General features: G+C 50.3%; 12 protein-coding genes and 1 tRNA gene. 8 read left to right on the forward strand and 5 right to left on the reverse strand.

The genetic code is table 11. The annotated features are described in order from the left end of the window. Positions 1-192 precede the first annotated feature (192 nt). The 3 genes from A8O25_RS14915 to A8O25_RS14925 all read left to right on the forward strand — a co-directional run bounded on the left by A8O25_RS14915 (position 193) and on the right by A8O25_RS14925 (position 4,230). Complete coding sequence (locus tag A8O25_RS14915; RefSeq protein ID WP_161947755.1) at positions 193-1,272, forward strand: DUF4185 domain-containing protein; 1,080 nt, start codon at positions 193-195, stop codon at positions 1,270-1,272. Positions 1,273-1,367: 95 nt separating this feature from the next. Further along, complete coding sequence (locus A8O25_RS14920) at positions 1,368-2,918, forward strand: sialate O-acetylesterase (protein ID WP_066836282.1); 1,551 nt, start codon at positions 1,368-1,370, stop codon at positions 2,916-2,918. Between the two features lie 208 nt (positions 2,919-3,126). After that, a complete protein-coding gene (locus A8O25_RS14925; RefSeq protein ID WP_161947756.1) occupies positions 3,127-4,230 on the forward strand; it encodes a DUF4185 domain-containing protein in 1,104 nt (367 codons plus the stop codon). A gap of 159 nt (positions 4,231-4,389) precedes the next feature. Here the strand turns inward: A8O25_RS14925 and A8O25_RS14930 are convergent, their stop codons facing one another. After that, complete coding sequence (locus tag A8O25_RS14930; RefSeq protein ID WP_066836289.1) at positions 4,390-5,814, reverse strand: RtcB family protein; 1,425 nt, start codon at positions 5,812-5,814, stop codon at positions 4,390-4,392. Positions 5,815-6,026: 212 nt separating this feature from the next. Then, positions 6,027-11,000: an IPT/TIG domain-containing protein gene (locus tag A8O25_RS14935; protein ID WP_066836291.1), complete on the reverse strand. Its 4,974-nt coding sequence runs from the start codon at positions 10,998-11,000 to the stop codon at positions 6,027-6,029. A 385-nt stretch (positions 11,001-11,385) separates the two neighbouring features. On the opposite strand from A8O25_RS14935, the gene A8O25_RS14940 reads away from it, so the two are divergent. The 3 genes from A8O25_RS14940 (at position 11,386) to A8O25_RS23265 (ending at position 15,263) form a co-directional block, all read left to right on the forward strand. After that, the gene (locus A8O25_RS14940; protein ID WP_169818143.1) at positions 11,386-13,056 is read left to right on the forward strand and encodes a WYL domain-containing protein; all 1,671 of its coding nucleotides are present in this window, start codon (positions 11,386-11,388) and stop codon (positions 13,054-13,056) included. Positions 13,057-13,762: 706 nt separating this feature from the next. Further along, positions 13,763-14,662: a KPN_02809 family neutral zinc metallopeptidase gene (gene ypfJ / locus A8O25_RS14950; RefSeq protein ID WP_066836315.1), complete on the forward strand. Its 900-nt coding sequence runs from the start codon at positions 13,763-13,765 to the stop codon at positions 14,660-14,662. Positions 14,663-15,101: 439 nt separating this feature from the next. Then, the gene (locus A8O25_RS23265; RefSeq protein ID WP_161947757.1) at positions 15,102-15,263 is read left to right on the forward strand and encodes a hypothetical protein; all 162 of its coding nucleotides are present in this window, start codon (positions 15,102-15,104) and stop codon (positions 15,261-15,263) included. 160 nt (positions 15,264-15,423) lie between these two features. Here A8O25_RS23265 and A8O25_RS14955 read toward each other — a convergent pair. Next, positions 15,424-15,495: transfer RNA gene (locus A8O25_RS14955), tRNA-Glu, on the reverse strand. A 626-nt stretch (positions 15,496-16,121) separates the two neighbouring features. Here A8O25_RS14955 and yiaK point away from each other — a divergent pair. Together yiaK and yjjX are read left to right on the forward strand one after the other, a co-directional pair. Then, the gene (gene yiaK / locus A8O25_RS14960; protein ID WP_066836299.1) at positions 16,122-17,108 is read left to right on the forward strand and encodes a 3-dehydro-L-gulonate 2-dehydrogenase; all 987 of its coding nucleotides are present in this window, start codon (positions 16,122-16,124) and stop codon (positions 17,106-17,108) included. A 100-nt stretch (positions 17,109-17,208) separates the two neighbouring features. Beyond that, complete coding sequence (gene yjjX / locus A8O25_RS14965; protein WP_066836301.1) at positions 17,209-17,754, forward strand: inosine/xanthosine triphosphatase; 546 nt, start codon at positions 17,209-17,211, stop codon at positions 17,752-17,754. 123 nt (positions 17,755-17,877) lie between these two features. Here yjjX and A8O25_RS14970 read toward each other — a convergent pair whose 3' ends face one another. Then, positions 17,878-21,078, reverse strand: a complete 3,201-nt coding sequence (locus A8O25_RS14970) for a S41 family peptidase (RefSeq protein ID WP_241499043.1) — start codon at positions 21,076-21,078, stop codon at positions 17,878-17,880. A gap of 504 nt (positions 21,079-21,582) precedes the next feature. Beyond that, entirely contained in the window at positions 21,583-23,226 is a 1,644-nt protein-coding gene (locus A8O25_RS14975) for an amidase (RefSeq protein ID WP_066836309.1), read from the reverse strand. Between the last annotated feature and the right edge of the window lie 256 nt (positions 23,227-23,482).

Consider the following 23,482-nt stretch of genomic DNA (forward strand, 5'->3'; position numbering starts at 1 on the left):
TCATTAAAATCATTTGAAACCAAGGTCACTTCTTCCATGATGCAAAGTCATTTTCCCCGCTGCTTAAAAAGGAGGCCTTCTCGGTACTTGCCCTTTGGGCTTTTGTGTTTGCTGGGGGCTGGTTGTCAGAAGGATAAGCTGGTGGCGCAAAATGAGAAAACATCTCAAGCCCCTACTTCTCAACTGGAGGTTGTGGCAGATCAGAAATGGGATAAAATGCTGGTGCGCACATCGGGGTGGCTAGGCGGGGACGGACTTTACAGCATGCCCTTGGACGGAGTCAGAAGAACGGGCGGCACCGGAAAGGCAGAGACCTTTCTGTGGTTCAGTGACACCATTGTGGGCGAAATAGAGGAAGATTCCCTGCAGCCGGGTTGGGAAATGATCCATAACTCGGTGGGGTACCTGCGGGGCAATTCGCCTGATCCCAGTAAAATAGATTTCCACTGGGGCAAAGACGAAATAGGGAAACCTGCCGCCATGTTCCATCCCAACACAGCCCAAGCACAACCGGGAGATTACTATTGGCTGGGTGACGGTTTCTTCAACCACCGCAGAGACAGCACGCTCTACCTCTTCGCATACCGCATCAAAAAGATGCCAGGGGGGGTGTATCCGTTTGAAGATGTGGGGGTTTCTTTAATCGCGTTGCCCAAAGGCAGCCGTCCGCCCTTCAAGAACCACCGTCAGCTAGACACTCCTTTGTTCCAGAAAGACAGCCAAGGCAAAGGGAAAGTAGTGTTCGGGGTGGCCGTTTTGGCGAATACCATTGGTGCGGGGGCTCCCAAACCAGATGGCTACGTGTATGTGTACGGCGTGCGTGGAATTGGGAAGGAACTTCTGGTGGCCAGAGTCAAGGACGAAGCTTTTGAGGACTTCAGCCAGTGGCGCTACTGGGACGGAAACAGTTGGAATATAGACATTCATCAAGCAGCCGCGCTGACCAACAGGGTCTCCAATGAGATGAGCGTGACCTTTCTGGAAGATGGGCGGGTATTGGCCACTTACCAGTTAGACACGGATGCCCCTACCGTCATGGTTCAGGCAGGACAAACGCCTGTGGGACCGTTCCAACCGGCAAAAAAAATTTTTGAGACCCCAGAGATTTATAATGATCTGGACTTCTACACCTATAATGCCAAGGCCCATCCGCATCTCTCCAAACCAGGCGAGCTGTTGATCAGCTACAACGTGAACTCCTTTGACTTCTTCAAGGATATTCTGGTACATCCCAACCATTACCGCTCCCGGTTTATCAAAGTGAAATTGTAAGAGCAAAAGCTAAGCACAGGTGCGTTTTTGGCCTCTTTTGGTCAAAATAGCCCCAAAACAGAATTTATCTACTCAACAAGTGAATGCGTTGCCACATGAAAAGAAGTTTCTATGCACTGCTGATTTTGTTTTGCCTGTCAGGAGCTACTTTGAGCAACGCAGACAGTTATGAAAAACAAATTTCCTCTCAGGAAAACGTAGTGGAGGTTGAATTCTCTGTGGCTTCCATTCTGCAGAGCAACATGGTGGTACAGCAGGCGAAACCGTTTACCCTGTGGGGGACTGCCCCCGCTGGCGACACCGTGTTTCTTGCTGCTGACTGGACAGGCACTCAAGTTCCTGCTGTGGCAGATGCCGCTGGCCAATGGAAAGGGCAGTTGCCCGTACCCGCCGCCCAACCCAATGACTTCACCCCGCATGCCATCACCGTCTTCTCAAAAGGTAAAAAGATCATTCTGTCAAACGTGCTCATTGGAGAAGTATGGCTCTGCAGCGGGCAGTCTAACATGGACATGGAAATGAAGCCCCAGCTGCCGTGGCTGAGAGGTGTATTGAACCATGAAGAAGAGATTGCGGCAGCGAACCACCCGGCCATACGGCTGATCAATATTGAGAACAGTTTCAAAAAGGAGCCCCAGGCAAATGCCAAAGGAACCTGGCTGGTCTGCTCCCCTGAAACCGCAGGAGACTTCAGCGGAGTGGCTTATTTCTACGGGCGTGAACTATTGCAAAAACTCAAAGTACCTATCGGTTTGGTGGTGGCCTCGGTAGGAGGTTCGGCCTGCCAGGCCTGGGCCAGCCGTGAAGCCCTGCAAACAGACCCTGTGGTCAAAGCCAAGTATCTCACACCGTATGACCTGAGCCCGCAAGCGAAAGAAAACCTGGATTCCATTAAGACTTTGGAGAAACTGTTTGAGGTGCTGGAAAGGCCTACCTTGCTGTATAACGCCATGATCCATCCGCTTAAGAACCTTTCTGTCAAAGGCTTCCTCTGGTACCAGGGAGAGTCAAATAAAAAAGACGGAAGTGCTTACACCCGCCTGTGCACGGCCATGCTCCAAGGCTGGCGGAAGGATTTTGCCCAGGGAGACCTACCTTTCTATTTTGTACAGGTCACGCCCTACAACTGGGAAGAGAAAGATTCTACCTTAACCTATTACGCCAAACTCCGCGAAGCCCAGGAGGCCGTGTTGCAGGTAAAGAACACGGGCATGGCGGTCACCATGGATATTGGGGAGGTCAATGACATTCATCCGCGTAATAAAAAAGACGTGGGGGTACGCCTGGCAAAAATTGCCTTCGCCAAAACCTATGGGCAACCAGAAATTGTGCATCAAGGGCCGACCTTCCAATCTTTTACGTGGAAGGGAAACACGGTAAGGATTACCTTCCGGAAGGAGGGCCTGGGCTCTGGTTTAACCACCTCAGACGGATTGGCACCCAAACATTTCTATGTGGCTGGCAAGGATCAGGTTTTTTACCCTGCCACCGCAGAAATAGTGAGGGACCAGATTTGGCTCACCTCAGAGAAGGTGAAAAAGCCAGTAGCCGTACGGTATGCCTTTACAAACTTTCCCGTGACGAATCTGGCCAACAAAGAAGGCTTGCCCGCCCAGCCTTTCCGCACAGACTCTTGGGAGAAGTAAATCATTTTCTTTTACCGCACCTTTTAAGCAGCGCATTCTCCAATAGCTTATCACTATCAAACAAAAGATAAATATGTTCCTCAAACACTGCACTAAAGTATTTGGCTATAGCTTCCTTTCTGTTGCGGCCACGTCATTTCTTCTCACAGGCTGTGCTGAAAAACAAAACACTGCCGAAGAGCCAACGGTAAATTCAAGTACAGCAGAATTGGATTCCCAACAAGTCAAGGCTGTTTCTGTGCCTCAATGGGAGCAGATGCTGCAGCACAATTCTGGTTGGCTAGGTGCCGATGGCATTTACAGTGTAGCCTTGAACGGCGTGGAGAAAGCCGGCCAAGCTGATAGCGCCAATACCTTTTTCTGGTTCAGTGACACCATTATCGGTGAGGTGAAGGGAGATTCTCTTCAGGCCGATTGGGAGATGATCCATAACTCGGTGGGGTACATGCAGGGCGCTACGCCAGATCCTGCAAAGATTAAATTCCACTGGAAAAAGAATGGGCAAGGTCTTTCTGAGTCCATGTTTGAGCCGCACACTCCTAATTCCCAACCCGATGACTACTATTGGTTAGGCGACGGCTTCTTCAACCACAGCAAAGACAGCACCATCTACCTCTTTGCGTACCGTATCAAGAAGCTTCCTAGCGGGGTATATCCTTTTGAAGATGTGGGGGTGTCACTCATTGCGTTGCCCAAAGGCAGCCGACCGCCCTTTGAGAAGCACCGCCAAGTAGACACTCCTTTGTTTCTGAAAGACAGCAAAGGCAAAGGAAAAGTGGTGTTTGGGGTGGCGGTTCTTGCCAATACGGTGGGCGCCAGAGCCCCTAAACCAGACGGCTACATCTATGTGTACGGCATAAGAGGCGAGAAGAAGGAGCTGCTGGTGGCACGAGTGAAAGATCAGGAGTTTGAAGACTTCAGCCAGTGGCGGTACTGGGACGGGGCAAATTGGGGTGAAGATATTCACAGAGCGGCAGCCCTCACCAACCGGGTTTCCAATGAGATGAGCGTCTCCTTTATGGAAGACGGAAGAGTGTTGGCGGCTTACCAGTTAGACACCAATTCTCCGGTGGTGGCCATACAGGCTGGGCAAACGCCCGCCGGGCCATTTCAACCAGCTAAAAAGATCTATGAGACGCCTCAGATCTATGAGGATCTTGATTTCTACACCTACAATGCCAAGGCGCACCCGCACCTTTCTAAACCTGGTGAATTGTTAATAAGTTACAATGTAAACTCATTTGACTTTATTGCTGATATTCACAAGCACCCTCACCACTTACGGCCTAGGTTTGTCTCTTTGAAATATTGATACCATAAAGATTCCTGTAGAGGATTTCTAAATGTTTCACATCCCTTTTAACAAAGACGGATGTTTGCTTTCTGTACTGTTGTGCCAAACAGGTCAAAAACAGAAGGTAGTATTAAAGCATAGGTTTTACATCAAAGTTATACTAGAGGGCTTCTTAATTCACTCCCCCTCCAGATACTGTTCATCCCCACACATGCGCACGATCTTCGGTGTGAAAGTCCCCACCACGTCTACCAGTTCCTGCTGGGCGGCCATGACCTGGTGGATGTCTTTGTAGGCCATGGGCGCTTCGTCCAGGCCAGAACCGATAAGCTCTACGCCCGCTTCCTCTAGATGCTGTTTCACCATGGCGGGGGAAAGGGTGTTCTTGGCCAGGGTGCGGGATAGCTGGCGTCCGGCCCCGTGCGAGGCGGAGTTCACCGAGGCCGCCGTTCCGCGCCCGCGCACAATGAAGCCGGGGGCCGTCATGGAGCCCGGGATAATCCCCAGCACGCCCAGGCCCGCGGGCGTGGCGCCTTTGCGGTGCACAATCAGTTCCTGGCCCTGCGCGTCCAGCTCTTTCCAGGCGAAGTTATGGTGGTTCTCTACCAGAGCCAGCGGCTCCAGCGCCAGGGCCTGCGCCAGCCGCGCATGGATCTGGTGGTGGCACGCACTGGCGTAGTCGCCGGCCAGGTTCATGGCGAGCCAGTATTCCTGTCCCGCCTCAGAGTTCAGGTCCAGCCACGCCAGATGGCGCGCCTCCGGCGGGAGCGGGCACGCCTGCATGGCCAGCTTGGTGTAATGGCCCGCAATGGCCGCCCCCATGCCGCGCGAACCTGAGTGCGACAGCACGGCCAGGTATTCGCCCACGGGCAACCCGAACTCATTCTGCGCATCAGAGAGCGCCACCGTCCCGAACTCCACAAAGTGGTTTCCGCCGCCCGAGGAACCCAACTGCGCAAACGCCCGGTCCTTCAGACCGCGCAGCACGGGAATCTCCGCAAATTCCGTCCGGTCAATAACTGCGTGCTCCAGGGGTTTCTGGAACGTGGCCCTCCCGAAGCGGGTGTTGTCCAGCAGAATCTTCTTGAGGGTATCGCGCTCCCGTGTGATGAGATCAGCGGGGGCAGGGTAGAGGGTGAGGCACATGCGGCAGCCAATGTCCACGCCCACACCGTAGGGAATCACCGCGTTGCGTGTGGCCAGCACCCCGCCAATGGGCAGGCCGTAACCTTGGTGGGCATCGGGCATGAGGGCGCCCGCCACCGCCACGGGCAAGCGCATGGCCGTCTCCATCTGGCGTCTGGCGCCGTTCTGAATACCTGCCCCGTCATACACCGCAAACGGCAGCGGTGCTGGGTGCAGGGGAATCATGGCGGGTGTCTTAGGGGCCGTCAAGGCCTCGGCCAGCGGGGCCAGGGTGGCGTGCGTCAGGAACTCGGCGGGTTGCGCCAGGACCTGGGCCAACAGATGGCGTTGTTCATCCTGAGGCGTGGTGGCAAAGTGTTCCGCCAACAGGCGAAGGGCCAAGCCCATGGTTTTGTCTTGTGGGTAGCCTAGTGCCAGCAGGTCTTTGCCGGTGAGCGTGGAGGGGACGTGTGTCATGGTTCAACGTGTTGGTTGGTTTACGCTGGCAAAGCAAAAGACCATGTGCGCAGGCTTTTTGCGCAGGTGCAGGAAAGGTTGACATATTTTTGCAGGTGCGTTTTTGGCCTGATTTCAGAAAAACAGGCTAAAAACGGAAAGTGATTGGTCAGTTGTGCTATAAAAAAAGGCCAGAAAATGAATTCTGGCCTTTGCTTTACACGAAGTGTGCCTTATAATATTGAAATCCTTTTCAGCACCTTTCCGCGTTGGGTTTCTATGATAAGCAAGTATAGGCCTGCCTGATGGTGTTGAAGATTCACCTCTATTTGCCCCGTCTGGGTAGTCGCAACTGCGGTCTGATATACCTGTTTGCCCGTTGAATCAAACACCTTGACAGATTGTACATCAAAATCAGCTTTGATAAAATCTACAATGAATTTTCCTGTGCTGGGATTAGGGTATACTTGAATGGATTGGTCAGGGGTTAGTTCTTCAACGGTAAAGCTTTTGGTATCACGTCCGCCAAGGCCGGCCACCATAACATTCCCAGTAGTGGCTCCCCTAGGGACCCGCACTTTCAGAACGGTTTCAGATGCGCTCAATATCAATGCCTTAATACTTCCAAACATAACAGTGTCTTGCTCGCCAAAGGTATTAAAGTGGTCACCTTTGAGCTCTACCACTGTTCCTACGCTACCTTGAGCCGGCAATATCTGTGTTAGTATTGGGGCGGGAATTACTTCAAAGGCCTTTGATGCAGTCCCCCCGGGAGTGGTAACCTTTACAGTGCCTGAGGTGGCACCTGCCGGTACCCGCACCAGCAATTGGCTTTCACTGGCCTGGAGCACTTCGGCTGAAAGACTGTTAAAGTTTACGGTATTTCGCTGAGCCGTTGGCGCAAAATTGGTGCCTTGCAGGGAAAGGTTTCCGCCCACACGCTGTCTATTCAAGTTAAATCCAGAAATGACAGGGGGGGGCCAAACCTGATAGGTGCCAACGCTGGTAACCTGGCCACCCTTGGTTTGAATGATGAATTTATTTGAACCTGCCCCGGTGGGTATTTTAATAGTAACCGCGTTTGCTCCTATGCTTAAAATTTCACAGGTGAGCGTACCTAACATCACGCTTTCTACTAGTTCAGAAGTTAAATGATTTCCCTCTAGCGTTACCTCTGCACCTATGATGCCTTCAGCCGGGGCAAAGCGCGTCAAAATGGGCGGTTGGTACACGGTAAAGTTTGTGGTGCTGGAGCCATTCCCGTTTTCTGTGACTACTTTTATTTTTCCGGAGCTGGCTCCGGTGGGAACTTTCACTTTCAGGGTGGTGCCGGTACTTTCTAGTACTTCAGCCTTGATCTGGTTAAAAAAGACTTGATTGCCGGCGGCGGTGGGGGCAAATTTTGATCCTGTCAGGAGAACCTCTGCTCCAAATTTCCCCGCCCTAGGCGAAAAAGAAGAAAGTTCAGGGTGGTGCCACACCATGAAGAGTTCTTGGCTTTCTACCTTTCCGCCCAACGTCTTCACTTCCACCTTCCCTTTTAATGCCGCTTCAGGCACTTGTACTTTTAAATAGGTGAGGGTGGCTTCCTGTACAGTGGCAGCTACTCCGTTAAAGGTAACTGTATCTTGTCGTGCTTCCGGTGAAAAATGGTTGCCAGTGATGGTAACAACTTCGCCAGGAACTGCCTCATTGGGTGTGATGGCAGTTATTGTAGGCTTTTGGTAGACAGTGAATTCTTCAAGGCTTGAAACTGCGCCGTCTGGAGTAACCACTTTAATCTTACCACTAACTGCAGTGGCCGGGACTATTGCTTTTATTTCAGTTGCGCTCGCCCATAACACCTGAGCGGCTATTCCATTGAAGGCTACTTTGTTTTCGGCGGCTACCGCCGAAAAGTTTTTCCCTGTGATCGTTACCGGGGTGCCTATGCGGCTTTGGATAGGGGAAAAACTGCTTATTGCGGGAGAGGCAACAATTTCACTGGCCTTCAGCTGCTGATCGGCTATAACCGGTGGCAAGTCATAGATGCGGTTCTGCGTGGTATTGGTTCTAACTGGCTCATTAAAGTCAAAAAAGATATCAGCATAATTCTCAATCAGATGCTTCTCTGGTAGGTCTGCTTTAGGTTTGATGCTGAACTGGATGGCCCCATTGCTACCTGCCTGGTTGGTACCGCTGTCTGGCAGCATGATGTTATTGAAGGTGAAAGTAAGAATGGGTCTTTCTTTGCCCGAAACGGTGAGCCGGTACGGGTGAGAGACTGCGCCAATTTTAAACGTGCTCAAATCTAAATCTGATGACAGTGTGTCTACCACCACCACTTTGTAGGCTACATCATTGCCTGTATTCTGGAACCGGATGGTGTATTTGAGCGGGGCATTGGTGGGGGTATAGCGTTCTGGAGTAAGGCCAACTGGAACTACCTGTTTGTCATTAGGATCAAAAGAGTCTGTGATGGGAAGGCATTCCTCAGCTATTTCCGGTTCTGACTCATCTGGTTGATAAGCCAACATGGCAACATCTGGCAGGCCGGTTACATTGGCTTTCTGCATTTCAAGATTTGCACTAGCAATAGTTTTGTGAGGGTGCCCCTGGGGCTGATCTGCCTCTACTCTAACCACACGGCTGTCTGTTTGGAACCGAAGCACCAGGCTGTCGCCAGTGGCAAGTTTATATTTACCGGTCAGTGATAGTGCTAAATTTTGATACACTCTATAAGTAAGGCTATCAGACATGTTCGCCACCCCTTTATTGCTAATGACAAACCTTGCCTGACCCTCTTGGGTAACTTTGCCAAGTACTCCCATGTAAGAATTATCCCAATGAGGCTTTGGCGAATAGATATTGTTAGGGGTGATCCAAACTTTAGTACAAACGGTAAGGCCCCGTATGGACGGATCATCACAGGATACCTTGTCCCTAATGAAAATAGTGCCAGATTGATTGGGGTTAAGATCACCTACTAAAAAAACATAATTTCCTTTAGCATCTATGTAATGAGGGATAGATGCTGAAATAAAATGTATCTGTGGCGGCAACTGTACTGTTACCTTAGCTTGGTAGGCTGTTGCAAACCCTTTATTAGCATAGGTAACAGTTGTAAGATTCTCCATACACCTACGGCGGCGGTTAGAGGTGATGTTTACAGTAAGAAAAGGTTTACCTACTTCTTGAAATCCAAAATCAGGCCCTCTTTTTGTATTACCTAAGTTTGAAAAATATACTGTCTGAGGTGTGGCGCAAATATTTTGCATCTGGCTCATCAGGTCTGGAGGAACCAGTTGTTTGACTGTAAATCTCCCTACACCTACTTCAAGCCTATATTCTCCCTTTTCATTCGTTACCGCATACCTGGGGCCAGGTTCTGCACTTACTATAATTCCGGCTAAACTATATTCAAGTTCTCCTTTATTGCAATCATTATTTGCGTCAACATAGATCTTACCTGTTATATAATTAGGGAGAGAAATATCTTTGTAAGTGAAAATGGCAAGGGTACCGTCTGTTTCACGGGTTACATACGTGTTGCCTGTCTTGTTAGGTGTGATGCTACCTTTTTCTTCGGAAACCTCTTTCTGCAGCTGGCCAGAGGAGCTAAATATTCTATAAAGCCCCAGTCTTTTATTTATATGCCTAAAAGCAATGTACACTTTTCCAGCATTATCTACACCAAAATTGATTGGGTGAACGTCTGGTGCCACTTCTCCAGTGTAATATTCAAGCACTTTCTCACCAGAGGGGGTAAATTTCTTTATTCTAGAATCTGGCCAGCTCAATGTATAGGCATTTCCTTGGCCATCAAACTCTAATAAGTTAATATTATTTAAGATCTCTGACCAAGGGCCTCTGGTACCTAGGGGTTCAAGTAAAACTCCTTCTGGGTTTATTTGTTGAATTAGTTTACTCTCTAAATCATGCACTCTGATAATACCTGCGTGGTTCACTGAAATGCCGCCAGGGTAAAATATTCTATCATTTACATTCGTGCTTAAGTTTATCTTGAAACTCTTGAGAAAACTACCGCTGCTGCTAAACTTTTGAATGCGTAGGGAATTTTCTTTGTGTTCAAGATGGTATATATTCCCTGAATTGTCTACCGCAAGGTGATTGGTCGTAGAATAATACTCATCATTAGGGAAAATATTTGCTTTTATTTTTAAAAGGAGATTACCAGTAGCATCATATTTGAGTATTTCCATCCTGTTGTTTTCATAGACATATAGATTGCCCTGCTGATCAAATGTTGGTATAAAAAAACTCTTTTTAAATTGAAAGGTCTGTAGCAAATCTCCGGAAGGGGAAAATTTTTTAAAGTAAGATTTAGACTGGCCAGATGAAGGTGTTGGTCTACCGTCTAGCAAATAAAGATTGCCGGTTTCGTCTAAGGCCAATTTTAAATGTGGCCCCACTAAAAGATCCTCATTATTACCAGTATGGTGAATGGGTTTAATGAACACTCCATTACTGTCAAACTGTAGTATTTTTTTGTTGAAAATTAAGTAAATGCCCCCAAATTTGCCTACTGCCAATGAAAGCCCTCCAGTATTTGCTTGGCCCCACCCATTTTGGTCAAAAGAGAAAGATCCCAATACATCACCATTTGGTGAAAATTTGTGCACAAGCTTTTCCACATCATCAAGCACATATAGATTTTGTTGTGCGTCAAAACCTATATCAGCAACAGCGCCTAATGTTCCCCCCGTTGCAATTGAATTCCCAATTTGCTGAATTAAGGTACCACTCTGATTAAATTTGAGGACGGTATTTTTGGTTTTATCAGCTATAAAGACATTTTTTTGTTCATCAATGATTATTGAACCTATGCTCAATATTCCTCCTGTATTAGTACTTGATGAACCAAATGTCTGTTGTGGTTGGCCATCTATGCTAAATTTGGTGACGCAGTTACATGATAAATCAGCTGCATATATATCACCAGCATTGTCAAGTGCAATGGATGCATTATTTGTTAGCGGGCTATTTTTACCAATATCAATTCTCTCAAGAACTTTGCCCGTATTATTTAAAACAGTAACACTAAATGGCTCTAAAATGTATAGGTTGCCTGCTTTGTCAATGGCTATATCATGCGGGGTGCTTATAGTTGTACTAATGATGCTCTCTTTCTGAAAATCAAAGTCTTGGGAAAAGGTTAGGTGAAAGTGGAATAGCAGAGCTAAAAGGAGAAGATATCTTTGCATCATCAAAGTGTTATATAATTATCAAAATATATAAAGCTAGTATTTAAAGAAAGAGGTGTCTCCCTAAGTGAAAGAATGCTTTGGCTTTTAAATTTCAGTGAAAAGTCTCCCAAAATAAAAATCCCAAAATCTTATTAACATAGAGTTTATCACTTCCTAGTAAAGATATATGATTTTAATCAGGTTACTGTAACTCATTTAGTTAAATATAAGCTCGTATTCTGGGTAAGGTTTGCTTATGATTTATATTGGGCCTCCAGTGCACGTAGTCTTTGTTGAAATTGCTTTCCCCTTGTTTGACCTTTTAATTATACATAGGAAAGCGGATACTGCGCAGGCTTTTTGCGCCGGAGAAAGTTTTTTCTAACTTTCTTTCAAATATCTTCCCATGCCTGTTAACCGCAACGCCCTCATCCGCTTCAGAACCATTGACAACTGCCTGCGCAACCGCTACCGCCGGTGGACCCTGGAGGATTTGATGGAGGCCTGCTCTGAGGCGCTGTATGAATATGAGGGCATAGACAAGGGCGTGAGCCGCCGAACCGTGCAGATGGATCTGCAGCTCATGCGCAGCGACAAGCTGGGGTACAACGCGCCCATTGTGGTGGTGGACAAAAAGTACTACGCCTATGAAGACCCAGACTACTCCATCACCAATATTCCGCTCACCGACCAGGATCTGGGCAAGCTCACCGAGGTGGTGGAGATCCTGCGGCAGTTCAAAGGGTTCAGCCACTTCCATGAACTCAACGGCATGGTGCAGAAGCTGGAAGACCGCATTATCAGCGCCAAAACCAAACAAGCCCCCATCATTGACCTGGAGAAGAACGAGCACCTGAAAGGCCTGGAGCACCTTGATTTTCTTTACCAATCCATCCTGAACAAGAAGGCCATTGCCCTCTCTTACCAGTCCTTCCGGGCGCGGGAGGCCAGTGTGTTTTACTTCCACCCGTATTTCCTGAAAGAATACCGCAACCGTTGGTTCCTGATTGGGGTCCGGAAGGAGAACCAGCCGGTGTTGACGCTGGCGCTGGACCGCATCCTGACCGTAGAGGAGGCCGCTGTGCCCTATGTGGAGAATACCACTCTGAACATTGGCACCTATTTCAAGGACGTGATAGGGGTGACCGTGAGCCCTACGGGGGAGCCGCAGACGGTAGAGCTGTATTTCAACGCCGAGACGGCGCCGTATGTGCTCACCAAGCCCCTGCACCACTCGCAGAGGGTGCTGGAGCGCACGGGCAACGGCCTCATCATCCAGCTGCAGGTACAGCCCAACTTTGAGCTGGAGCGGGAGATCCTGGGCTTCGGAGACTGTGTGAAGGTGCTGAAACCGGAGCGGCTGCGCCGAAGGATTCAGGAAAAAATGAGCAACGCCGCCGAGCTGTATGAGAAGGAGCTTCGCTTGATTGAGCTGGAGTCCAGCAAGAAGAAACTGCTGCGCAGCGGCACCGCCATCCTGGATGGCCTCTACACCCAGAAAGAGGTGGAGCACCTGCTGTCTGTCATCAACCGCGCCACCCAGGACACCGGCCGCTTCAGGAGAACCGGGGATCTGTTCGCCATCAGGGGGCTGTTGCAGGAGATCCCCAAGCTGAAAGCGGTGCTCTTCAACCACAACCTCTGCTCTCTGGTGAAAGAGGCCTTCGGGGAGAACTACTTCCTCACCAAGGCCATCTACTTTGACAAACCTCCCCAGTCTAACTGGTACGTGACCTGGCACCAGGATGTGCCCATCAATGTTCGGGAGAAAGTGGAAACCAACGGGTTCAAAGGCTGGACCAACAAGGCCGGACTTATCAGTGTGGTTCCGCCAATAGAGTACCTGCAGAAAGCGTTCACGGTGCGCCTTCACCTGGATGACACCGATGAGAAGAACGGCGCGCTGCGGGTGATCCCCAAGACCCATTTCAGCATCCTGTCTAACCAAGAGATGGCGCACCTGCGCGAAACCAGTGAAAGCAAATGCTGCCGTGTCTTGCGCGGCGGGGTACACCTCATGAAACCGCTCACCTGCATGCCTCCTCCAAGACCGAGGATGACCGGCACCGCCGGGTGATCCACCTGGAGTTTAACTGCCTGGAGCTGCCCAACGGCCTGGAGTGGCTGGAGCGGGAGAGTTTCTAGGTGGTATATTGAGCCTCTCTGAAGTAGAAAAGCCAACCCACTCCCTAATTTCTGTCATCTGCAATTTTTTCTGTACTCCTTTTTTGCAGCGGTTGGTTTGAGCAAAACAACCTAATTGAAGGAGGATCTCTATAATCAGGCCAAAGGAAAGCGAAGCAAATTATTATGCTGCCATTTTCTCCAGTGTGTCACTTGCCAGGGCGCACTGTGAATTTATTTCTGAGCTGTCCTTTTTTTAGAGAGTCAGATAATACCAATGATAGTGAGCCTGTTTAGTGTTTTCTGATCATTGGCGCAAGTGTCTGCTTTTTGTAGCCTTTTGAAGTTTTTTGCCTCTGTTTCTGGCCTGTTTTCGCAAAAGAAGAGCCAAAACAGCGATACAAGCGGGTGCTGGCGCCAGTACAGAAGCTGTCTAAAGCTCATTTTTGGAAATGCTAAACAGGCTCAGTATAAGACGGTTTTTGGTGAGTTATTTTCTGCTGAAAGAAAGAAGTGCCAGAGCAGGTCTTTAGCAGTAAATGAGTGCATCTAAGTAAAGGGTCATGCCGTTAAACGGTGCAGGTCTGGATGTAAAATCTCGGCGGCAGGGTTGGAAAGAATCATACAGGCCAGTATTCATCCCTTAAAAGAAGATGCACATGAAATGGCAAGGCAGAAGAAACAGTAGCAATATAGAAGACCGGAGAGGACAGGCTGGAGGCGGTTTAGGCGGCGGCAGAGGCATGAATCCCATGCTGCTCGTTTCCTTGTTCCGGCTGCTTTTCTCAAAAGCAGGGTTGGTGATTGTAGCAGTGCTGGCGGTGGTTTTCTTTCTAACCGGAACCAACCCCATCGCCTTCCTGCAGCAGTTTGTGGGCGGGGAACCGCAGTATGCCCAAACTTCTACAGACCAGCGCAATCCAGAAGAGCAGGCGTTGGCTGAACAGACTGGCATTGTACTGGCAGACACTGAAGATGTTTGGAATAAGCTGTTGCAAGGGTACCGAGAGCCTACGCTGGTGCTGTTTTCCGGGCAGATAAACTCCGCCTGCGGGCTCGCCTCTTCGGCCTCCGGCCCATTTTATTGCCCCGGCGATGAGAAACTATACATAGATTTGAGCTTTTTTGGCGAAATGGAACACCAACTTGGGGCTGCCGGAGATTTTGCGCAAGCGTACGTGGTAGGCCATGAAGTTGGCCACCATGTGCAGAAGCTGACCGGGACTATGGAGCAGGTAAACGCCATGCGCGGCCAACTGTCAGAAGTAGAATTCAATAAACTCATGGTAAGAGTAGAGCTCCAGGCCGATTTCTATGCCGGGGTGTGGGCGCATCATACCCAGCGCGCCACCGGGTTTATGGAGCCGGGTGATCTGGAAGAAGCCTTGAACGCGGCTAGTGCCATTGGTGATGACCGCCTGCAGAAACGGTCAACCGGAAGGGTGGTGCCAGATTTCTTCACACACGGTACTTCGGCCCAACGGGTTAGGTGGTTCAAAAAAGGTTTTGAGACCGGCGATGTCTCACAGGGTGATACGTTTAATGCAGCTGTTTTATAATACAGATGAAGCGAGGATGTTTGATTTTTAGGAGGAAGTAAACAGGGGAGGGGTAAATAATTCAGGGAACTCTGCTGAATCACGCCCCTGTAAGTCTCGGGGCTATACTAGCTGTAATATTTTTTGCGAGAATGAAAACCGCTCTGTTGCTGCAGTAAGGTTTTTAGTAAACTCTGTAATAAGAGTATTGAGCCGTTTATTGAAAGATTAATTCTATTGCTTTTTCCCTATTTTGAAGAGCAACCCGGGTTAGGCAAATATCTGTAATAAGGAACAGGACATGTGTAGAACTAAACCTTTAGTGATTTTTAAAATTGTAGAATCTTAGTGAAACGTGATCATTCGGTTTCATTTTTGGGAAAGCAATGTAATTGGAGCCTTATGGGAATTAGGGCTTAGCAGGGGCTAAATAGTAATTGCAGATAATAACTTTTAAACAATGAGTACCAGATCAGGAGACCAACAGAAGAAGCAGCGCCAAAAGGAGTTCCGGGAAAGGAAAGAGCATCAGGAGTTACTGAAAGCAGAGGCAAAGAAAGCAAAACGCAATTCCTCAATAGCGGAGGAGGAAATTGACAGGAAGCCCCATGATCAAGATTAATGTAGAAGGCATGGAGAGCTGGCGGTGCTGGTATTGCCTCTGGACTATTTTCTGGCATTACAACCGGTAGGGCATGGACACCTCAGCAGTTGGGCTGCATCTGGAAGATGCCCAATCTGCAAGAAAAAAGCCCCTCAGATTGAGCTGAGGGGCTTTTTTGTAGTCCGTAGGGGAATCGAACCCCTGTTACCAGAATGAAAATCTGGTGTCCTAACCCCTAGACGAACGGACCATCTTTCGGTTTTGATGGTGCAAATATAGAAGGCTGTTTTTTATTTGCCAAATAGTGAGTAAAAAAATATTCTGCCTCAGCCTCTGTACAGGTAGCTGTGTCTTTAAAAGCCTTGAAAAGCAATAATTTGCAAACGGATGATTTTTTCAAAAAAAATCTGTTTTCAGGCTGTTTTCGTAAAAACAGCCTGAAAACAGAAGGTACAGATGATTGGGGGCGGTCTGCAAAATGTGCTGGAACAGAGTTGGCATGATCCTGAGTCTGATCCAGCCCCTGAACTCCCTTTATATTAAAGCAGCGCCAAACAGTTGAAGATTTCTTGCTGGTTTTCTTATCTTATGGGTGTTATCCTACAAGGTTGACCAGACCAGAGGAGTTATTTATTCTGCATAAATGAAAGTAAATTACCATAAGCGAGAGCTGCGGCAATGGTATGTTGGCGCAAGTTCAGAATGGTTTTTGGCGCTAAAAACGGGCATCAGAAGAACCTGATATGGCGGTTGCCTTGCATCATAGCGCTGCTATGCTGCTCTAAAAGCGCACGCCAGAACCTTTTGCTCCTCACGTTGGCCTGTACAATCTACATGTACTCATGTCCTTAGCGCAGAAATATAAACCATAAGCAAATGCGGGTAGCCTACCAGGAACTAGAAAAACAATTCAGGCGGGTGTTGCTGAAAAACGGATTTCCGGCGGAAAAAGCGGAGCTCTGCGCCCGCATCTTCGCAGAGAATAGCCGGGACGGTGTGTACTCCCATGGGGTGAACCGCTTCCCGGTGTTTGTGCAGATGGTGCAGGAGGGATGGGTGTTGCCTTCGGCAGAGCCGGAAAAAGTGAGTGCCATGGGAGTACTGGAGCAGTGGGACGGGCATCTGGCACCTGGAATGTATACGGCCACACTAGCCATGCAACGCGCCATAGACCTGGCCAAAGCCAATGGGATAGGAGCTGTTGCTGTCAAGCATTCCAACCACTGGATGCGCGGCGGCACCTATGGCTGGCAAGCCGCCGAAGCCGGTTGCATTGGCATTTGCATGACCAACACCATTGCCAACATGCCCCCTTGGGGCGGAACGGAGCCAACGCTGGGCAATAATCCAGTAGTGATAGCGGTGCCCCGAGCCGGTGGTCATGTAGTGCTGGACATGGCCATGACCCAGTATTCCTTTGGAAAGCTTCAGGAGTATAGCTTACAAGAAGAGCAGCTTCCTTACAGTGGCGGCTTTAACAACTCTGGAGAGCTTTCCCAAGATCCAGACGAAATCAGAGCTTCCGGCAGAGCTTTGCCCATTGGCCTTTGGAAAGGGGCCGGCTTGTCTTTGGTCATTGATCTGTTGGTGGCTTCATTGAGCGGTGGACGCACAGTTGCCCAAATCTCAGAAGCGGCGCAGGAGGCAGGCGTTTCACAGTTTTTCCTGTGCATCAAGGCAGATCAGATGGATCCCGAAATCAGTAACCGTGTAATTGCCTTTGCGAAGAGCAGTGCCTTGGCAGAAGAGGGCAAAGACATAAGATACCCCGGCGAAAGGACCTTGGCCACCCGCCACAGAAATGAGCAGGAAGGAGTTCCCGTCAACGAAGAGATTTGGCAACAGCTAACAAAAAATATGTAGGAGAAGCCAGGTGTGTGTTGTGGCATCCGGTTTGCGTTTTTGGCTTGTTTTCTGAAAAATAGGCCAAAAACAGATACCTTGCTTTTCCATTGATGCAAGCATGAAAAAAGAGAAGTACAAGATAGTTGTGGCCTCAAACAACCCGGTAAAAGTGGCGGCGGCCTTGGGCGGTTTCCAGAAGATGTTACCCCGGCTTTCCTTTGAAACCGAGGCTGTCTCAGTTCCTTCGGGCGTTGCCGACCAACCCATGACCGATGCGGAGACGTTACTTGGCGCCGTAAACCGCGTACATGCGGCCAAAACCGCCCAGCCTGAGGCAGATTTCTGGATCGGTTTGGAAGGGGGCGTGGAGATGGATAAGGGGGAACTGTCTGCCTTCGCGTGGATTGTGGTAAGCTCTAAGGATCGATTGGGCAAAGCCCGAACGGGGGCCTTTTACCTTCCGCGTGCGGTCACCGAATTGGTAGGGCAAGGCCTTGAAATGGGAAAAGCCAATGACCAGATCTTCAGCCAGGTGAACTCCAAACAGAAAGGCGGCGCCATTGGGATTTTATCTGACGGGGCGGTAGGCCGGAAGGAATTGTATGAACAGGCCGTGGTGTTGGCGCTGGTGCCGTTCAAGAATGAACAGCTGTATGCCCTTTAAAGGAAGGTGATTTTTGACTTAACTAGTCCATCCTTAATTCTGTACCTTTTCTCCCTTGCCATTTTATCTAAAACAAGAAAGCCCCAACCATGAGTCGGGGCTTTCCTGTACAAGTAGCAAAAACTACTTCACCTCCTTCAACAACTCCTGCACGGCAGCTTCCAGCTGTTGGTCGCGGCCTTTGCTCATCACGTCAAACTCGTTCATCACTTTCACATCGGGTTCGGTCTGGGCATTTTCCAGATAACGGCCTTGTACGTCTTTCACACCCAAAGACGGAACGCCCCAGCGCAGGCTGTTGTCTTGCAGGGTTTCCCAACCGCCGAAGGTACAGGTGCCCGGCACCGGCATGCCCACCAGTTTGCCCAGTTTCAAATCCTGGTAACTGAACGCGAAGCAGTGGCCGTCTGAATAGTTGGCTTCGTTGGCGAGGGCAATACTAGGTTTGGTCCACCTAAAGAACGGTTCCATGCCCACCGAGCGGCTGTCTGTGGTGTAGCTCAGAAACTGTTTGCCGCTCAGGAACATGGCCAAATCGGCCACCAGGTCACCGCCGCTATTGTTGCGGGTGTCTACCACCATGCCTTTGCGGTTGGCGTATTTGCCCATCACGTCTTCATACACAGTTCTAAAGGCCGGGTCGTTCATGCCGGGAATGTGCACGTAACCCAACTGGCCGTTGCTCAGGCGGTCTACTTCTTCGGCGTTACGCTTCACCCAGCGCTTGTAGAGCAGGGCGTTTTCTTCACCGGCAGAGATGGGCTTTACGGTAATGTCGCGGCGTTTTTTGGTGGCCGGGTCATAGATAGTGAGAAGCGTGTTTTTGCCAGCCTTGCGGTTCAGGAACTGGGCGTAGTCTTTGTCTGGCGTTAAGGTTTCGCCGTCAATTTTCTCAATCACCATTCCGGCCGAAACGTCTAAACCTGCTTTCTTCAATGGACCTTCCGGCAGCACTTCGCCAATTTTGAGGCCATTGCCGGTATACGTTTGGTCATAGAAAATACCCAATGAAGCGGTCGCATCGGCGTTAGCCGGAACATTAGAGAAGCTGGCCCCGGAGTGCGACACGTTCAGCTCACCCAGCAACTCGCTTAATAGTTCAGAGAACTCATAGTTGTTACTGATGTGCGGCAGGTATTTCTCGTAATCCGGCTTGAGACCGGCCCAGTTGGTGCCGTGCAAATTGGTGGTGTAGAACGCTTTGCCCGTGCGGCGCCAAACGTGCTCCAGCATGAACGCCCGCTCGGCGGCGATGTTCAGGTTCAAATCCCCGCTGATGCTCACATTCTCCTGTTTGCTGCTGGCCGGGTCCAGTTTAATGACTTTGCCATCGGCAAGAAAAAAGATATGTTTCTGCTCTTTGTCCCAGTCCATGCTGGCGCGGTTGGCGTTGAGCGTGACAGCCATTTTGGTTTCCTTGGTGCGCAGGTTGGTGCTCCAGAGGTTGTAGCCTTTCTCAAAGCGGGCCAAGTAATACAACGTGCTTTCGTCTTTAGACACCAACGCGTCACCCTGCGTAGACGAGTGCAGCGTGAGGCGGGCTTTGCGGGTTTTCAGGCCTTCCCAGTCAATTTTGAGGGCGTCGGCGTCATCTTTCTTCTTCTTTTTGTCTTTCTCTTTTTCCTGCTCTTTGGCCAGTTTCTCTTCCTGCTCCTTCACCAGCGCATAATCTTCTTTGCTCAGCTTGAATTTGTCAAAGGCTTCTTGCGTGAGGAACATGGCGTATATGTCTGACTGTGAGCCGCCGCTGTTGGCTTGGGTGCGCATGCCCTCGCGGGTGCTGTGCCAGAGGAGCATGTTGCCCGCCATCATCCATTGCGGCTGGGTGTCCTGGTAACCACTCTCGGTGAGGTTGATTTTCTTGCCTTTGCCGTCGGCGGAAATCAACCCGATTTCACCGTTCCAGTAGCCGGGCTCAGAGAAGTCGAAGGCCAGCCATTTGCCGTCTGGGCTCCAGGTGAAATACAGGTCATTGTCGCGCATAGAGAACAGCTCCTGGTTGGTGAGCACCGTGCGCACCTGTTTGCTGGCCAGGTTGAGGACTTTAACGGTATTGCGGTTCTCCACAAACGCCACTTCTTTGCCGTCCGGCGAAAACTGGGGCGAGTAGTTCTCGTGCTCATTGTCAATGAGCGGCGTCTCGTTGAGCAGGGTAGAGGCATAGAAATACGGTTCTTCCTTCCGGACTATCTGGGTTTGGTAAATCTTCCAGAGGTTGCCGCGCTCACTGGCATACAGCAAGGTTTTGCCGTCGGGCGAGAAACTCACGCTGCGCTCTTGCTCGGGCGTGTCCGTGATGCGTTTGGTCACGTTGCCTTCCACCGCCGAGACAAAGACCTCGCCGCGGTAAATGAACGCAATTTCTTTGCCGTTCGGTGACACGGCCAAATCCTGTACGCCGCTCCCGGCCACTTGCACCAGCCGCTCATTGTTGGTTTTGGCATCTACGGCCAAGGTTACGGGCACTTTCTTCGGCTCGCCATTACTTGGCATCGTGTACAGTTCCCCATCAAAGCTGAAGCACAAAGTACCGTTGTTAGACGCGCTCAGGAACCGCACAGGGTGCTTCGTAAACTTGGTCACCTGGGTAGATTTGCCCTGGCCGCTGGCCGAAATTTTGTGCACGTTGAAGGTGCCGCTCTCTTCACTCAAATAGAAGATAGTCTGCTCATTCTCTGCGAACACGGGGTTACGGTCTTCGCCGTTGAACGTAGTGAGTTTGGTGTGTTTGCCAGTCTTGGTTTCATAGCGCCACAAGTCACGTGTCACCGCCGAGGCATGGTGCTTGCGCCATTGGTTTTCGCCGCCTTTGCGGTCATGGTAAATCAAGGTCTGGCCGTCTTTGCTCACCTGCACGTCCTCGGCGGGTGTAGTCAGAACCTGCTGCACCCGTCCGCCGTTCACCGGCACCTGGTACAGCTCGGGTAAATAGAACGCCGGGTACTGGCGGTTGCTGGCCATGTCCAGGCGCGTAGACCCAAAGTACACCGTCTTGCCGTCTGCGCTGAAATCATAGGGATATTCATTGACCGAGTGGAACGTCATGCGCGTGGCCTCTCCGCCCGTGGCGGGAATCCTGAACAAATCAAAGTTGCCGTACCGGTCAGACGCGAAGACAATAGATTTCCCGTCTGGGCTCCAGACCGGCATAAAATCATGCGCCTCATGTGCCGTCAAAGGTATAGCCGCGCCTCCGGTGGAAGGCACCCGGTACAAATCACCTTTGTACGTGAACACAATGGTCTGCCCGTCGGGCGAAATAGACGGGTACCGCAGCCAGGTAGGCGTATTCTGGGCGCTGCCCGATAATAAAGTACCTGTCACCAAGGCACTGATAGTAAGAGTTTTTTGAACATGGGTTGTGGGTGTATGCTAACTCAATTCTGGCGCAAGTGATTGCCTGTGTCAAATACATTCGGTTTCCGTTTTCGGCCTGTTTTCCGGAAAGTAGGCCAAAAACGCTGGCCCAAACAGATGGTTGCGCCAGGAAATTTCTTCTCTCCCGCAAGTTTAGCGTAGTGTAACTTGTGGGTATTTATTCTGCCAGTTTTCAACTGGATTAACTATAATTCTCCCTTTTGAACTTTCGGGAAATGAGCCGCTGCTTTCCTTCGCACGAGCAAATTAAAGAAGGAGTTCCTGTAAAAATGAAGTTGAACTTCATTTTCCTGTCATTCTGGAAGAATCTTGGTGGCGAACGGTAACCGCATTGACTACCAGTCTGACTAGTTTGCCCACAAGGTCCTTTCAGGATGACAGAAGTGGGTAATGATTTTGCTTGTGCGTTTTTGGGCTGTTTTCCTGAAAACAGCCCAAAAACGCAAAGTCTCACGAAGGAATAGTCGTTCTCAAAAACTGCGGTGCTTTCCGGTGTTTGGTGGCTTGTTCAAAGGCGTAGGCTACTTTCAGGATTTCCCCTTCGGCGTACGCCTTGCCAATAAAAGACAACCCGATGGGCAGCCCCTGCACCTGACCCATGGGCACCGTGATGTGCGGGTACCCCGAAATAGCCGCCGGGGTAGACATGCCGTAGCCCGTGAAAGAGTCACCGTTCACCAGGTCAATGCACCAGGACGGGCCGTAGGTGGGACCCGTAATGGCATCCAGTTTGTGCTCGGCCATGAGGTTGTTGATGGCTTCACGGGAGCCGGTGACTTGCTTTTCCAGTGCCTCGGTGTATTCTTTGGTGGTCAGATCGCCCAGCTTGTCAGACATCTCCAAAATTTCCTGCTTGAAATAGGGCATGGAGGTGGCCTCGTTCTGCTTGTTGAATTCAATTACATCAGAAAGGGTTTTCACTTTGGCGTTGGCGGTTCTGAGGTAGTTGTTCACGCCGTCTTTGAATTCGTACTGCAGAATTTTGAAGCTGTTGCCAGAGACTTCCCTGATCTTCTTCATCATCTCCACCTCCACAATAGTGGCGCCTTTGCTTTTAAGCACGTCCAGCGCCTGCTGCAGCATAGCGTCAATGGCTACCTGCCCTTTCAGGAAAGATTTCTCCACGCCAATGCGCTTGCCCTGCAAGCCGTTGGCGTCTAAGAACTGGGTGTAGTCATTTGCGGCTTTCCCGGCGCTTTCTCTGGTCACGGCGTCTAAAGGGTCAACGCCTGCCAACACGCCTAAAAGAAGGGCAGCGTCTGTAACGGTTCTGGCAATGGGACCCGCCGTGTCTTGCGTGTGCGAAATGGGAATAATGCCGCTGCGGCTCACCAAACCCACCGTCGGTTTCAGGCCCACCACGCCGCTCACCGCCGACGGGCACACCACCGAGCCATTGGTTTCGGTGCCCACCGCCACCACGCACAGGTTGGCGGCCACGGCTACCCCAGAGCCGGAACTTGAGCCGCAAGGGGTGCGGTCCAGCACGTACGGGTTGCGGGTCTGTCCGCCGCGGGCGCTCCAGCCGCTGGTTGATTTGGTAGATCTGAAGTTGGCCCACTCGCTCAGGTTGGTTTTGCCAATGATGACGGCGCCAGCTTCGCGGAGTTTGGTCACGATAAAGGCATCTTTGGCGGCTTTGTTTTCGGCCAGGGCCAAGGCGCCAGCCGAGGTGGACATTTTATCAGCGGTGTCAATGTTGTCTTTCACCATGACCGGAATGCCGTGCAGCGGACCGCGTACGTTGCCTGCCTTGCGTTCCTGATCCATGGCCTCGGCAATCTGCAGGGCATCTGGGTTTACCTCAATCACCGAATTCAATTTAGGCCCACTTTTATCAATGGAGTTGATGCGGTCCAGGTAGAGCTGGGTAATGGCTTTGGAAGTCAGTTCGCCGCTCTGCATTTTCTGCTGCAGCTCCTGAATGGTGGCCTCATTGAGCTTGAAATTATCTTTAAAAGGTCCGTCTGTTAAGAGGGGCGCAGGCTGCTCAGAGGCAGCCGTATTGGCGCCGCTGGCGCAGGCGCCCAGCCCGAAGGCGGAAAGCGTGAGGCCGGCAAAAGAGCCCGCTTTGATAAAGAGTCGTCTGTTCATTGGTGTGGTGTGGATTTGGTAGAAAGATAGGAGACGCCGCCAACTTTTAAAAGGGCATTCTATTTGAATTTCGGCTGAAGAAGCTCGCGCAGAGACGCAGGTTGGTTTCTGAGCAAAGATAGTTAGCTAGAGTTTGCGTTTTCGGCCTGTTTTCCTGCAATACTTCGGACATTTTAAGGTAGAAGGATAAAAAAGGGCAGAAGCACTGTTAGCGGTGTGTGAAAACTACTACGGCTTCCGCCCCCGGCCCCGAGGG

The sequence above is a fragment of the Rufibacter ruber genome, from assembly GCF_001647275.1.
GTDB classification, from domain to species: domain Bacteria; phylum Bacteroidota; class Bacteroidia; order Cytophagales; family Hymenobacteraceae; genus Nibribacter; species Nibribacter ruber_C.

Coding starts and splice junctions, on each gene's coding strand:
- A8O25_RS14920 (WP_066836282.1), top strand. CDS start 1,368: ATGAAAAGAAGTTTCTATGCACTGCTGATTTTGTTTTGCCTGTCAGGA.
- A8O25_RS14930 (WP_066836289.1), bottom strand. CDS start 5,814: ATGACACACGTCCCCTCCACGCTCACCGGCAAAGACCTGCTGGCACTA.
- A8O25_RS14935 (WP_066836291.1), bottom strand. CDS start 11,000: ATGATGCAAAGATATCTTCTCCTTTTAGCTCTGCTATTCCACTTTCAC.
- A8O25_RS14940 (WP_169818143.1), top strand. CDS start 11,386: ATGCCTGTTAACCGCAACGCCCTCATCCGCTTCAGAACCATTGACAAC.
- ypfJ (WP_066836315.1), top strand. CDS start 13,763: ATGAAATGGCAAGGCAGAAGAAACAGTAGCAATATAGAAGACCGGAGA.
- A8O25_RS23265 (WP_161947757.1), top strand. CDS start 15,102: ATGAGTACCAGATCAGGAGACCAACAGAAGAAGCAGCGCCAAAAGGAG.
- yiaK (WP_066836299.1), top strand. CDS start 16,122: ATGCGGGTAGCCTACCAGGAACTAGAAAAACAATTCAGGCGGGTGTTG.
- yjjX (WP_066836301.1), top strand. CDS start 17,209: ATGAAAAAAGAGAAGTACAAGATAGTTGTGGCCTCAAACAACCCGGTA.
- A8O25_RS14975 (WP_066836309.1), bottom strand. CDS start 23,226: ATGAACAGACGACTCTTTATCAAAGCGGGCTCTTTTGCCGGCCTCACG.